Below are 12,216 nucleotides of genomic sequence, written 5' to 3'. Positions count from 1 at the left end.
CGTCCTACTTCTAACTATAGACGGAACTGGTCACCCAGATAAACCCGTTTCACGTGTTCGTCATTGAGCACTTCGGTAGGGGTTCCGTGGGCGATCAATTGCCCTTGGCTGACGATATAAGCTTGCTCACAGACATCGAGCGTTTCGCGTACGTTATGATCGGTGATTAGCACGCCTAAACCGCGATCACGTAAATGCTCAATGATCTTTTTGATGTCGATCACAGAGATAGGATCGACCCCGGCAAACGGCTCATCCAAGAGAATGAATTTCGGGTTTGCGGCCAACGCACGGGCGATTTCCACACGGCGTCGTTCACCCCCTGATAGTGCCATACCTAAACTGTTGCGAATGTGCTGTATGTTGAATTCATCCAACAATTCTTCCAGTTTGTCCTGACGTTCCGCTTTGGACAGTTCTTTACGGGTTTGTAGGACCGCCATCAGGTTGTCATGCACGCTCAGTTTGCGAAAAATGGAGGCTTCCTGCGGCAAATAGCCGATCCCCATGCGTGAGCGGTTGTGCATCGGCTGCAGGCTGATATCCACATCATCAATGGTGATGGAGCCCGCATCGCGCGCGACGAGACCCACGATCATGTAGAACGAGGTGGTTTTACCGGCGCCGTTCGGACCCAGTAGGCCGACGATTTTGCCGGAATTCACTTCCAGGCTGACATCGGACACGACCTTACGGCCGTTATAGCTTTTGGCGAGATGTTCTGCTTTTAAGGTTGCCATATCAGGTTCTTCTTATTTCTTGTTCAGCTGGTTAGGCTGCAAGATGGTCGTCACACGTTGTTTCTTACCGCTTTCAGCAACCAGTTTTTGCTCATCAATCTTGTAGGTGATGATCTTGCCTTTGATCTCGCTGCCTTCTTGGATCAATACGGCGTCATCCGTCATCTTGAGGAATTCGGTGGCGGTTTCGTAGCGCATCTTATTGGCAGCACCATCAATCGGCTTGCCGTCATCCATGATCTGATGGAAGGTCGCAGGCTTACCGTAAGCGTCGATGGTTTCCTGACTGTTTTTCCCTGTTTGGCGCGTCACAACCACTTTATCGGCGCGAATATCAATGCTGCCTTGGCGCAGCACCACGTTGCCACTGAAGGTCACGATATTTTTTTGAATGTCGAGCTCTTGGTTATCCGAGTCAATGTAGATCGGTTGCTCGGTATCATTGCTCAAGGCCCAGCTTGGGGCGCTGAGGCAGAGGCAAAGCAGGGTCGTCAGTTTATAAAGCTTCATATCTACCTTTTACGTTGTTCAATAGGGTGGCGATGCTGCGGTCCATATTGCCTTTCATTCCCGTCCCTTCATTTTGGAAGGCGTCACCGGTAATGGTGACTTGATCCGGGGTATCAAAATCTTTGCTGATCAGATCAAGACGTAGCGTGTCAGTCTGGATCACTTTTATCGCAGAGGCGGGCAGTAAGTTGAAAATGCGGACATTGCCCGTCATTTGCAGTACCTGCTCATTATCCAATCGCGCTTGATTGGCGCTGATCCGCCACTCGGTTTCCATCCCATCACGGTAAACCCATAACACGGGTTCGACAAAATCCGTATTGCCACTTTGACTGAAGTGCTCAAGGTAATCGGCATCAATCTGGTAGCTACGCAGGCCCGACTCGTTAAACGTGGTATTGCTCACGGCACGACCGGTAAACAGTGGTTTCTCTGCGTCTGGGCTTACCTGAATATCTTCCTGCCAGTGTTTATCCAGCAGGTAGTAGCCGGTCCATGCACATACTACTAACAATAATGCATAGAGTAGCCGTTGTAAGGTCATATACTTAAGCCTTTATGTTTATCTAATTCTCCTTTGGCTTCAAGGATCAGATCGCACACTTCACGCACGGCGCCATAACCGCCGTTAATGCGGGTGGTGAGATCTGCCCGTTGACGCAGGAGAGGGTGGCCATCTGCCACACAGACGGATAAGCCGATTTGTTCCATGACCGGCCAGTCAATCAAATCATCACCGATGTACGCCGTGTGTTCCGGTGAAATGGAGAGGCTACGGCAAATTGCCTCGTACGCCGCGACTTTGTTGTCCTGCCCTTGGTAGACATGGGTAATGCCTAAGGCTTTCATACGGTTTTCAACAATCGCTGATTGACGCCCCGTGATGATTGCCACTTCTACGCCGGCCGCCATCAGGCATTTGATGCCATACCCGTCACGGGTATGGAAGGTTTTCAGCTCTTCGCCGTCATTACCCATGTAGATGCGGCCATCAGAGAACACCCCATCCACATCGCAGATCAGCAATTGGATCGTGCGGGCACGGTCAAAAACCGAGGCATTAACAGGGCCATAAAGGGTCTCAACCTGCATCACATTACTCCTGCTTTCAATAAATCATGCATGTTCAACGCACCCACTAACTGACCGTTATCGGTCACCAGTAATCCATTGATTTTGCGATCTTCCATGGTTTTCAATCCTTCTGCCGCCAAGACGTCAGGGCGGATCGTTGCCGGGTGACGGGTCATGACATCGCCAATCGCGGTGTTGTGGATATCAATTTTGTTATCCAGCAAGCGACGTAAGTCCCCATCGGTGAAGATGCCGATTAATTGCTGCTCATTATCAATGATAGCCGTCATCCCCAGTCCTTTGCGAGAGACTTCTAGCAGGGCATCTTTGATGGTGTCGTGCTCACGGACAATTGGCAGGCGCGCGTCGGTGTGCATCACATCGCTAATGCGCAGCAGCAGTTTACGCCCCAGTGCACCACCGGGATGAGAGAGGGCAAAGTCGTCGGCGGTAAAGCCACGGGCTTCCATCAACGCAATGGCCAGCGCATCCCCCATGGCCAAGGTGGCCGTGGTGCTAGAGGTTGGGGCGAGGTTCAGCGGACAGGCTTCCTGATCCACGGTAATTTGCAAATGCACCTGCGACAGCTTAGCCATGCTTGATTCAGGCTTGCCGGTCATGCTGATCAGCGGGATCCCGACACGTTTGACGACCGGAAGCAGCGCCAGAATTTCTGAGGCTTCGCCTGAGTTGGAGATGGCCAAAATCACATCTTTTTTGCCGATCATCCCCAAGTCGCCGTGACTGGCTTCACCGGGGTGAACAAAAAAGGCAGGGGTGCCGGTGCTGGCCAGAGTCGCGGCAATTTTATTACCGATATGGCCGGATTTCCCGATCCCCATGACAATCACTTTGCCTTCCACGCCAGCAATTAACTGGCAGGCTTGCGTAAAACTGCCATTAATATACTGGGTCAGTTTTTGCAGTGCTTTCGCTTCAATCTCTATGACCCTGCGGCCAATATCGCAATAATCAAACGTTTCAAACATAGTCTAGCTCTCCATTAAGCGGCTAGATTATAAAGCAGATAGCCTTGATAGGCGATAAAGGCTATCAGGAGAATCAGGCCTTCGACGCGATTGATCCGGCGACGTTTCCCTAAAGCCATCAAGACTAACAAGACAGACACACCGAACATGACCCAGTAATCACGGCCCATGACATCTGCATTCAGGGCATCAGGGTTGAGTACGGCCGGGATCCCCATCACCGCCAAAATGTTAAACACGTTGGAGCCGATGATGTTACCCACTGCCATGTCATCTTCCCCTTTGGCGAGGCTGGCAATGGAGGCGGCAAGTTCAGGCAAACTGGTGCCGACGGCGATGATGGTCAAACCAATCACCAAGTCACTCATGCCAAAGAACTTGGCGATGGTGACCGCAGAATCCACCAGCATGCTCGCGGCATACGGCAGCAAGACCAGACCGATCACGGTCCAGATCAGGGCCGCTTTATTGCTGACCCCTTCCGGGATCTCAGATTCTTGTTCGTCCGCGAGGGGATCGCCCGCTTCTTTGGCTTGGCGGCTGATTTTCAGCATCACCACTAAGAAGGCGATGAACAGCACAATCAGTAACACGCCTTCCCAGAAGCCAAGGTAGTTATCCCACATCAACAGACCGGCAATGATTGTGACACCCATCATGAGGGGGAGTTCACGGCGAATGATGGCAGAGCTGATGGAAAGGGGCTTAAGCAGGGCCGTGATCCCGAGGATCAAGGCAATGTTGGCGATGTTGGACCCCAGTACATTACCGATCGCGGTGTCGGTTTTACCGTCAAGGGCGGCAGTGGCGGAGACCACCATTTCTGGGGCGGAGGAGCCCATGGCGAGGATGGTCATCCCGATCACCAGCGGTGTCACACCAAAGTTTTTCGCAAGCGCCGCAGCGCCGTAAACAAGTCGATCTGCACTCCATACCAGTAATCCTAAACCGATACAGAGAAACACGATGGCTTCTAACATTGTCGTCCCTTATGTCATTGAGGTTGGCTATGGCTACGATCCGAAAAGAGATCGGTGTTAAGCCAAGATGAATGAAATAGTTACACCTGTTTATTCAGGTATAAGTGATCAATTTTGACGGTTCACTCGATAAAAAGAAAGCAAAAGGGCAGGAGAAATGTGCGCGGGGGTGAGGTTTCTACAGAATGTGCGCCTTGTCCTGTCGTTAGGGGCATAAACGACTCAAAAGAAAGCAGAAGTCAGTATTCTGTGGGGAAAGCAGGCAACGCCAAACAGAGTCAGGAGTGAGAGGTGATGTCGAGAAGGGGGCAAGAAATCACAGACTTCTTACAGTTCATGTCTTGAGTTGGTTGCATAATGTACCTATCATCAATGCAGACGGTTAAATGATTAATTCTATTCAATTAATACCATTTTGACGCTGTCAGGCAGCATGGCTGACGGGCGGAATGGTGTATTAAGGGACGTATGGAGCAGACAGAGGCGCTGGTATCGATCCGGCATATGACCTTTTTGCGCGGGGAGCGTAAGATCTTTGATGATATTACGCTGGACGTGCCCAAAGGCAAGGTCACTGCGATTATGGGGCCGTCAGGAATAGGGAAAACGACCCTGTTGCGCCTGATCGGCGGACAAATCCAGCCAGACAGCGGTGAGATCTGGTTTGACGGCGACAATATTCCTGCCCTTAAACGACAGGCGCTGTACCAAGCGCGTAAAAAAATGAGCATGTTATTCCAGTCTGGTGCCTTGTTTACCGACATGACGGTGTTTGAGAATGTGGCGTTTCCACTGCGTGAACACACGCAGTTATCGGCGGATTTGATCCGCACGCTGGTGTTGCTGAAGCTCGAGTCCGTGGGCTTACGCGGTGCGGCTGAATTGATGCCAAACCAGTTATCCGGCGGGATGGCGCGCCGTGCGGCATTGGCCCGTGCGATTGCGCTTGACCCTGAACTGATCATGTATGATGAACCGTTTGTTGGCCAAGACCCGATTACCATGGGGGTGCTGGTGAAATTGATCCGCGAGATGAATCAAGCCTTGGGCAGTACCTCGATCATCGTGTCGCACGATGTGCCGGAAGTGATGAGTATTGCCGATCACGTCTATTTATTGTCGGGCGGTAAAATTATTGGTCAGGGCTCACCAGAGGCGTTGCAGCAGAATCCGGATCCGAAGATCCGACAGTTTTTGGACGGTGATGCTGATGGCCCTGTGCCTTTCCAGTACCCTGCCAGCGCGATTGAGCAGGATCTGTTTGGTTTTGAGCACAAGGATCACTAAATCATGATAATGGATTTTATTGCCCAGTTGGGTCAGCGTGCCATGGCGCGTTGCCAAGCGGTGGGGCGAGCGAGCTTGATGCTCTATGGTGCCATTGTGTGCCGTCCGCAGCCACGTAAAATGTTTCCGTTGCTGATGCGCCAACTGTACTCCGTCGGCGTGCTATCGGTGGCGATCATTTTGGTCTCCGGTTTGTTTATCGGCATGGTGTTGAGCTTACAAGGCTACATCGTGCTGGTGGATTTTGGCGCGGAAACCAGTCTGGGGCAGATGGTGGCCTTGTCGCTGTTGCGTGAACTGGGGCCGGTGGTGACTGCCTTGCTCTTTGCGGGGCGTGCGGGCTCAGCGTTGACCGCTGAAATCGGGTTGATGAAAACCACCGAGCAGCTGTCCAGTATGGAAATGATGGCGGTGGATCCACTGCGTCGCGTAATTGCACCGCGTTTTTGGGCCGGGGTGATCTCCATGCCGCTGCTGACCATGATTTTCTGTGCCGTGGGCATTTGGGGCGGTCAGTTGGTGGGCGTGGAATGGAAAGGTATTGATTTAGGCAGTTTCTGGTCGGTGATGCAGTCCTCGGTCGAGTTGGGCTATGACATCGGCAACAGTGTGATTAAGTCGGTCGTCTTTGCGATCACCGTGACTTGGATTGCCGTTTTTAATGGTTATGATGCCCAGCCGACGTCGGAAGGGATCAGCCGAGCCACCACCCGTACTGTGGTGAATGCGTCACTGGCCGTCCTCGGTCTAGACTTTGTACTCACCGCGCTGATGTTTGGTAGCTAATGCTACACGTTAGCAGCGAAAGCGAATTGGCGTGGGTCAACATGACCGCGAAGCGGTAATAACAGGAATGTTCAGATGCAGCAAATGAGAAAAATCGAATTATGGGTAGGCAGCTTTGTACTGGCTGGGTTTGCTGCCTTATTGGTACTGATTTTTAAAGTCGCGGATGTGCAAAACATCGGGGGCGGTGAAACGTACCGTTTACAGGCGCACTTTGACAACATCGGTGGGCTGAAAGTCCGCTCACCGATCAAAGTCGGTGGCGTGACGGTCGGACAAATCACTGATATCACCTTAGATAAAGACACCTACACGCCGTTGGTGACATTGGCGATTGATAAACAATATGGTTATTTCCCTGAAACCAGTTCAGCGGCCATTTTGACGTCTGGTCTGCTGGGTGAGCAGTATTTGGGGATTGAACCGGGGTTCATCGATGATGATATTTCGATGCTCCAAGATGGCGATCTGATTGAAGACACCAAATCTGCATTGGTGTTAGAAGACATGATTGGCCAAGTGATGTATAGCCTCAGCGGCGATAGCAAATAAGAGGATCTAAAGATGAGATTATTGCGATACGTAGTACTGCTTTTAGTGGCTTTGTCGCCATTAGGGGTAACAGCGGCACCGATTGCTCAAACGGATCCCTATGTGATGATGGAGCAAGTGTCGACCAAGACCTTTGCCCGTTTGAAAGCCGAGCAAAGCCAGATCCAACGTAACCCTGAGTTGTTGCGCCAAGTGGTGCGCCAAGAATTGTTGCCTTACATCAATGCCCGCTATGCGGCGTATAAGGTATTGGGTCCACAGCTGAAGAAAACCACGGCGACACAACGTGATAATTTTGTCTCAGCCTTTACGGATTACCTGATCGCGTCTTATGCCCAAGTGCTGACGCAATACACCGATCAAGACATCAAAGTTGAATCACGTAAAGCCGTTCCGGCGAACCGTACCGTGGTGTCTGTGCGTGTGGACATTGTGGATAATAAACGTCCGCCGATCCGCTTGGATTTCAAATTGCGTCACAACAAGAAATCCGGTCAGTGGCAAGCGTTTGATATGGTTGCGGAAGGGATCAGTATGATCTCGACCAAGCAGAGCGAGTGGAGCGGCAAATTACGCACCGAAGGGGTGGATGCCGTGACCCAAGATTTGAAAGCCCTCGCCGCCAAACCGATCCGCCGCGAGGCGGAAAACAATGACTAAGCCGAAGATTGAGTGGCGAGTTCAGGAAAATGGTTATTACTGCTTGTCAGGGGCATTGGAACGTGACACAGTTCCAGCTTTTTGGCAGCAACGGCAAGCATGGATGCCGCAGGATGCTCAGGTCACGCTTGATCTGGCCGCGCTTACTCGCGTTGATTCTGCCGGCATGGTCATGTTGCTGCATGTATACCAGCAGCTCCGCCAGCAAGGCGCGGAGCTGAGATTTTTGAATGTGCCCGAGCAGTTATTGACACTGTTACGCTTGAGTCACGTCGAATCAATGTTAGCGGCTTGCATCAAGTAAGTCGCCAAGAGGAAAACTTGTGGAAATCTCTGAAATTAAACACATTCTGGAAAATGCCCTCACGCTGGATGAAGTGATCGTCAAAAGCGACGGCAGCCACTACGAAGTGATTGCGGTTGGCGCTATTTTTGATGGCATGAGCCGAGTGAAAAAACAGCAGGCAATTTATGGCCCGCTGATGGGACAGATTGCTGCCAATGAAATTCACGCCTTAAGTATTAAAACGTACACGCCTGAAGAATGGGCGCGTGATAAAAAATTGATGTCGCTGTCCTAAGAGGTAAATGATGCAGAAGTTTCGAATCCAGGGCGGTGGTCCACTGTGCGGCGAAGTCTCCATTTCTGGTGCTAAGAATGCAGCGTTGCCTATTTTGTTTGCAGCTTTGCTGGCGGAAGAGCCGGTAGAAGTTGCCAATGTGCCAAAATTGCGTGATATCGACACGACCATGGAGCTACTTAGCCGATTGGGCGCGAAAGTGTCTCGTAACGGTTCTGTGCATGTGGATGCCGGTCCGGTAAATGAGTTTTGTGCGCCGTACGATTTGGTGAAAACCATGCGTGCGTCGATTTGGGCGCTGGGCCCACTGGTAGCACGTTTTGGCCAAGGCCAAGTGTCGCTGCCGGGTGGCTGTGCTATCGGTGCACGTCCGGTGGATCTACACATTCACGGCCTTGAGCAGTTGGGTGCGCAGATCACACTGGAAGAAGGGTATGTAAAAGCGTCTGTTGATGGCCGTCTGAAAGGCGCGCATATCGTGATGGACAAAGTCAGTGTGGGCGCGACCGTGACGATCATGTCTGCGGCGACCTTGGCTGAAGGCACTACCGTGATTGAAAATGCCGCGCGTGAGCCAGAAATCATCGATACCGCTGATTTCTTGAATACGCTTGGCGCGAAAATTACCGGTGCAGGCACCGACACCATCACTATCGAAGGTGTTGAGCGTCTGGGTGGCGGTTACCATGAAGTGGTCTCTGACCGTATTGAAACCGGCACCTTCTTGGTGGCGGCAGCGGTCTCTGGCGGTAACATTGTCTGCCGTAACACCCGTCCTTCGTTGTTGGAAGCGGCGTTGTCTAAGTTGGAAGAAGCGGGCGCGAAAATTGAGACCGGTGAAGACTGGATCAGTTTGGACATGACGGATCGCGAGCTGAAAGCCGTGAACATCCGTACTGCGCCACACCCGGGTTTCCCGACCGACATGCAAGCGCAATTCTCGCTATTGAACTTGGTCGCGAAAGGCACAGGGATCATCACTGAAACGATTTTTGAAAACCGTTTCATGCACATTCCTGAGCTGATCCGCATGGGCGCACGCGCTGAGATCGAAGGTAACACCGTGATTTGCGGTGATACTGACGGCTTGAGCGGCGCACAAGTGATGGCAACTGACCTGCGTGCTTCTGCAAGCTTGGTGATCGCCGGTAGCATTGCTGAAGGCGAAACCATCGTTGACCGCATCTACCACATTGACCGTGGTTACGAGCACATTGAAGATAAATTCAGTGCGCTAGGCATGAAGATTGAGCGTATTAACGCCTAATCGACATCCTGACGATTGAAACGAAAAAGCCTCGCAGTGCGAGGCTTTTTTTGTGTCTGTGTTTTGATGACGGAATGTGTGCCTCGCAAAGCGGGATCAGCGCAGAGAGAATGGCGGCTGACGGCTGGGGATTAGTAGCCGTTGGGCTCATCACCAATTTTCACCGTGAGGGTTTCGGGGTGCCCGTTACGCAACACTTTCATGGTGGCTTCGGTTCCCGGGCGCAGTTCGGTGACGATATCGAGCACGTTACGGCGGTCGGTAACAGGCTTGCCATCAATTTCAATCAAGATATCTTGGACTTTAAAACCGGCTTTCGCGGCTGGGCCGTTCGGATCCATACCCATCACGATGATCCCACGCACTTGGTCGGCATCGTACAGACGTGCCATCACCGGATTAATGTCCCGCGCTTCGATCCCGATATAACCGCGGATCACACGGCCATCCGCAATCAGCTTGTTCATGATTTTTTGTGTTAATTCATACGGGATCGCAAAGGAGATCCCATAGGTTTCAATGTCGGTTGCTTGCTGGAAAGATGCGGTGTTAATGCCCACTAACTCGCCACGGGTATTCACCAGCGCGCCACCGGAATTACCTTCATTGATGGCGGCATCGGTTTGCAAGAAATCTTGGCGGCCATAGAAACTCATGCCCGAGCGACCCGTGGCGGAAATGATGCCATAGGTGGTGGTTTGTCCGAGGTTATACGGATTACCGATCGCCAGCACCACATCACCGACGGCTGGGATATAAGCGGTACTAAGGGGGATCACGGGCAGATTGTCCGCCTGAATTTTCAGGACGGCTAAATCGGTACGTTGATCTTTACCGATCAATTGAGCGGTGAGAATACGGCCATCTTGCAAGGCGACGATCACCTGATCCGCTTCGGCGACCACGTGATAATTGGTGACGATATAGCCTTTGTCGCTCATGATCACGCCAGAGCCTAAGCCTTGGGTGCTCAGCTGCAAGCGATCATCGGCGTTATAGCGACGGTTATAAATATTCACTACGGCGGGTGAGGCGCGTCGCACCGCGTAGTTAAAGGAAAGTTGCGTTTGGCTGTATTCAACCGGCGCGACTAAATCTTTAGGGCTATCAAACATTTGGGTGCGTAAATCAGGGAAAACCACCAGCAGTGCAATGGCCGTGACGATACCAAGCAGAATGGATCGACCCAAAAATGCCAGCATGTATGCTCCCTTGAAGATTAAACCACCTATTATAGCCGACGAGAGTACCACTACCTCGGGCAGATACCAACTTCCACCGAATTTAATTCAGCGTAGAAGGTTATTTTTGCAGGGATAATTCACCGGGTCGTGTTATGTCATGAAACATGACCCGGTGAAGCGTGCGGAAGGGTTAGCGGATGATCAAATACAGGATATTGCCTGCGCGTTTGACTTCCAGTGCCAGCACATTCGGGTTGCTGTCGAGGGCTTTGCGAAGCTCGCCAAGATTGTTAATCGGTTGGCGGTTGACCCCCAAAATGATGTCATTTTGTTGTAAGCCGTAACGTGCTGCCATCGAGTTGTCCGTCAACTGAGTGACCTTCACGCCTTTTACGCCATCCTCCGCGGTGGTGTTGGCAAACTCGGCCCCTGCCAGCCCCGGATGCAGGTTATCTGCTTTGACTTTGCTGACGGTGGCAGATTGCAGCATCACGGTTACCGCACTTTCTTTGCCGTCACGCACAATGCCTAACGTCGCTTTTTTACCCGCACCGAGGGTGGCAATTTTGGCGCGTAATTCACCGAAGGTGCGGATTTGCTTGCCGTTCACCGACACGATGATGTCACCGGCTTTCAGGCCCGCTTTTTCGGCCGCAGAATTGGGCATCACTTGGTTGATGAACGCGCCGTGGTTGGTTTCATAGCCAAAGGCTTCGGCCAGTTCAGAGGTCAGTTCGCCTCCTTGCACGCCCAATACGCCCCGTTTGACTTCCCCGTATTCCAAGATCTGCTCGGTGAGGTTTTTCACCATGTTGACCGGAATGGCGAAGCCAATCCCGACGTTACCGCCGTTCGGGCCTAAAATGGCGGTATTGATCCCCATGAGTTCACCGTTCAGATTCACCAGTGCGCCACCGGAGTTACCGCTGTTGATGGCCGCATCGGTCTGGATGAAGTTTTCAAAGTTCTCGATATTCAATCCGCTCCGGCCGAGGGCGGAAATGATGCCAGACGTCACGGTTTGACCGAGGCCAAACGGGTTACCGATCGCCACCGCGAAATCGCCGACACGCAACTGATCAGAGTCTGCCAGCGTAATTTCGGTCAGGTTTTTGGCGTCACTTAGTTTCAGTAAGGCGATGTCTGACATTTCATCACTGCCAATCAACTCGGCGGTGATTTCTCGGCCATCATGCAATTGCACTAAGATTTTATCGGCACCACCAATCACATGGTGGTTCGTCACGATATAGCCTTTATCGGCATCCACAATCACGCCCGAGCCTAAGCCTCGGAAAGGGCGCTCTTGCACTTGCTCGTCCGGGAAATCGGGGCCAAAGAAAAAGCGAAAGCTATCTGGCAGGCGCTGGGTAGACACATGCTTACCTTCAACGGCAATACTGACGACGGCGGGAGTGACATGCTCTAGCATAGGGGCAAGGCTAGGAAGCGGTTGGCTGTTCACCGATTGGGGAAGGGCTGCCGTTGCCGTTAGTGGGGTAATAACAGAACTGATGCTGAGTGCGAGTGCACTACATACAAGCAAAGGTTTTTTCATTATTACTAAACTCCGATTTTCAAGTCCAATGACAGCCATAGTACCCTA

15 protein-coding genes are annotated in these 12,216 nt (G+C 51.9%); 7 read left to right on the top strand and 8 right to left on the bottom strand.

The window, feature by feature from the left end:
- Window positions 1–14: 14 nt before the first annotated feature.
- The 6 genes from lptB to ACSF8W_RS15885 are packed head-to-tail and all read right to left on the bottom strand — an operon-like array spanning window position 15 to window position 4,293.
- Complete coding sequence (lptB, locus tag ACSF8W_RS15910) at window positions 15–740, bottom strand: LPS export ABC transporter ATP-binding protein (protein ID WP_428476482.1); 726 nt, start codon at window positions 738–740, stop codon at window positions 15–17.
- A 12-nt stretch (window positions 741–752) separates the two neighbouring features.
- Window positions 753–1,250 (bottom strand): lipopolysaccharide transport periplasmic protein LptA, encoded by a 498-nt coding sequence (gene lptA, locus ACSF8W_RS15905; RefSeq protein ID WP_500848195.1) that lies wholly within the window; start codon window positions 1,248–1,250, stop codon window positions 753–755.
- Entirely contained in the window at window positions 1,237–1,794 is a 558-nt protein-coding gene (lptC, locus tag ACSF8W_RS15900) for an LPS export ABC transporter periplasmic protein LptC (RefSeq protein ID WP_500848194.1), read from the bottom strand. Before lptC ends, lptA begins: the two co-directional genes overlap by 14 nt.
- On the bottom strand, window positions 1,791–2,342 hold the full coding sequence (kdsC, locus tag ACSF8W_RS15895) for a 3-deoxy-manno-octulosonate-8-phosphatase KdsC (RefSeq protein ID WP_500848193.1): 552 nt from the start codon (window positions 2,340–2,342) through the stop codon (window positions 1,791–1,793). Before kdsC ends, lptC begins: the two co-directional genes overlap by 4 nt.
- Window positions 2,342–3,313 carry a KpsF/GutQ family sugar-phosphate isomerase gene (locus ACSF8W_RS15890; RefSeq protein ID WP_428476486.1) on the bottom strand — a complete coding sequence of 324 codons (972 nt, stop codon included), beginning with the start codon at window positions 3,311–3,313 and terminating at the stop codon, window positions 2,342–2,344. The genes kdsC and ACSF8W_RS15890 overlap by 1 nt, the downstream gene beginning before the upstream one ends.
- 14 nt (window positions 3,314–3,327) lie before the next feature.
- Window positions 3,328–4,293, bottom strand: a complete 966-nt coding sequence (locus tag ACSF8W_RS15885; RefSeq protein WP_500848192.1) for a calcium/sodium antiporter — start codon at window positions 4,291–4,293, stop codon at window positions 3,328–3,330.
- Between the two features lie 468 nt (window positions 4,294–4,761).
- On the opposite strand from ACSF8W_RS15885, the gene mlaF reads away from it, so the two are divergent.
- The 7 genes from mlaF (at window position 4,762) to murA (ending at window position 9,426) form a co-directional block, all read left to right on the top strand.
- A complete protein-coding gene (gene mlaF / locus ACSF8W_RS15880) occupies window positions 4,762–5,580 on the top strand; it encodes a phospholipid ABC transporter ATP-binding protein MlaF (RefSeq protein ID WP_500848191.1) in 819 nt (272 codons plus the stop codon).
- Window positions 5,581–5,583: 3 nt separating this feature from the next.
- Window positions 5,584–6,366 (top strand): lipid asymmetry maintenance ABC transporter permease subunit MlaE, encoded by a 783-nt coding sequence (mlaE, locus tag ACSF8W_RS15875; protein WP_500848190.1) that lies wholly within the window; start codon window positions 5,584–5,586, stop codon window positions 6,364–6,366.
- Window positions 6,367–6,441: 75 nt separating this feature from the next.
- The gene (mlaD, locus tag ACSF8W_RS15870) at window positions 6,442–6,918 is read left to right on the top strand and encodes an outer membrane lipid asymmetry maintenance protein MlaD (protein WP_428476490.1); all 477 of its coding nucleotides are present in this window, start codon (window positions 6,442–6,444) and stop codon (window positions 6,916–6,918) included.
- A gap of 12 nt (window positions 6,919–6,930) precedes the next feature.
- The gene (gene mlaC, locus ACSF8W_RS15865) at window positions 6,931–7,578 is read left to right on the top strand and encodes a phospholipid-binding protein MlaC (RefSeq protein ID WP_500848189.1); all 648 of its coding nucleotides are present in this window, start codon (window positions 6,931–6,933) and stop codon (window positions 7,576–7,578) included.
- Window positions 7,571–7,882 carry an STAS domain-containing protein gene (locus ACSF8W_RS15860; protein ID WP_428476492.1) on the top strand — a complete coding sequence of 104 codons (312 nt, stop codon included), beginning with the start codon at window positions 7,571–7,573 and terminating at the stop codon, window positions 7,880–7,882. The genes mlaC and ACSF8W_RS15860 overlap by 8 nt, the downstream gene beginning before the upstream one ends.
- A 19-nt stretch (window positions 7,883–7,901) precedes the next feature.
- On the top strand, window positions 7,902–8,159 hold the full coding sequence (gene ibaG / locus ACSF8W_RS15855) for a BolA family iron metabolism protein IbaG (protein ID WP_500848188.1): 258 nt from the start codon (window positions 7,902–7,904) through the stop codon (window positions 8,157–8,159).
- 10 nt (window positions 8,160–8,169) lie between these two features.
- Window positions 8,170–9,426, top strand: coding sequence for a UDP-N-acetylglucosamine 1-carboxyvinyltransferase (gene murA / locus ACSF8W_RS15850; protein ID WP_500848243.1), 1,257 nt, complete (start codon window positions 8,170–8,172; stop codon window positions 9,424–9,426).
- A gap of 131 nt (window positions 9,427–9,557) precedes the next feature.
- On the opposite strand, the gene degS is transcribed toward murA, so the two are convergent.
- Together degS and ACSF8W_RS15840 are read right to left on the bottom strand one after the other, a co-directional pair.
- Complete coding sequence (gene degS, locus ACSF8W_RS15845) at window positions 9,558–10,628, bottom strand: outer membrane-stress sensor serine endopeptidase DegS (protein ID WP_500848187.1); 1,071 nt, start codon at window positions 10,626–10,628, stop codon at window positions 9,558–9,560.
- Between the two features lie 172 nt (window positions 10,629–10,800).
- Complete coding sequence (locus ACSF8W_RS15840; protein ID WP_500848242.1) at window positions 10,801–12,171, bottom strand: Do family serine endopeptidase; 1,371 nt, start codon at window positions 12,169–12,171, stop codon at window positions 10,801–10,803.
- Window positions 12,172–12,216 lie beyond the last annotated feature (45 nt).

This window comes from Photobacterium sp. 270122K, assembly GCF_059941365.1.
Note: the sequence above shows the minus strand (reverse complement) of the source record. Positions and strands in the feature narration are given on the sequence as shown.

Excerpts from the sequence above, each read along its gene's own strand:
- mlaE (WP_500848190.1), top strand. The coding sequence starts at position 5,584 with ATGATAATGGATTTTATTGCCCAGTTGGGTCAGCGTGCCATGGCGCGT.
- ACSF8W_RS15860 (WP_428476492.1), top strand. The coding sequence starts at position 7,571 with ATGACTAAGCCGAAGATTGAGTGGCGAGTTCAGGAAAATGGTTATTAC.
- mlaF (WP_500848191.1), top strand. The coding sequence starts at position 4,762 with ATGGAGCAGACAGAGGCGCTGGTATCGATCCGGCATATGACCTTTTTG.
- mlaD (WP_428476490.1), top strand. The coding sequence starts at position 6,442 with ATGCAGCAAATGAGAAAAATCGAATTATGGGTAGGCAGCTTTGTACTG.
- mlaC (WP_500848189.1), top strand. The coding sequence starts at position 6,931 with ATGAGATTATTGCGATACGTAGTACTGCTTTTAGTGGCTTTGTCGCCA.
- murA (WP_500848243.1), top strand. The coding sequence starts at position 8,170 with ATGCAGAAGTTTCGAATCCAGGGCGGTGGTCCACTGTGCGGCGAAGTC.
- lptC (WP_500848194.1), bottom strand. The coding sequence starts at position 1,794 with ATGACCTTACAACGGCTACTCTATGCATTATTGTTAGTAGTATGTGCA.
- ACSF8W_RS15885 (WP_500848192.1), bottom strand. The coding sequence starts at position 4,293 with ATGTTAGAAGCCATCGTGTTTCTCTGTATCGGTTTAGGATTACTGGTA.
- kdsC (WP_500848193.1), bottom strand. The coding sequence starts at position 2,342 with ATGCAGGTTGAGACCCTTTATGGCCCTGTTAATGCCTCGGTTTTTGAC.
- lptB (WP_428476482.1), bottom strand. The coding sequence starts at position 740 with ATGGCAACCTTAAAAGCAGAACATCTCGCCAAAAGCTATAACGGCCGT.
- lptA (WP_500848195.1), bottom strand. The coding sequence starts at position 1,250 with ATGAAGCTTTATAAACTGACGACCCTGCTTTGCCTCTGCCTCAGCGCC.
- degS (WP_500848187.1), bottom strand. The coding sequence starts at position 10,628 with ATGCTGGCATTTTTGGGTCGATCCATTCTGCTTGGTATCGTCACGGCC.
- ACSF8W_RS15890 (WP_428476486.1), bottom strand. The coding sequence starts at position 3,313 with ATGTTTGAAACGTTTGATTATTGCGATATTGGCCGCAGGGTCATAGAG.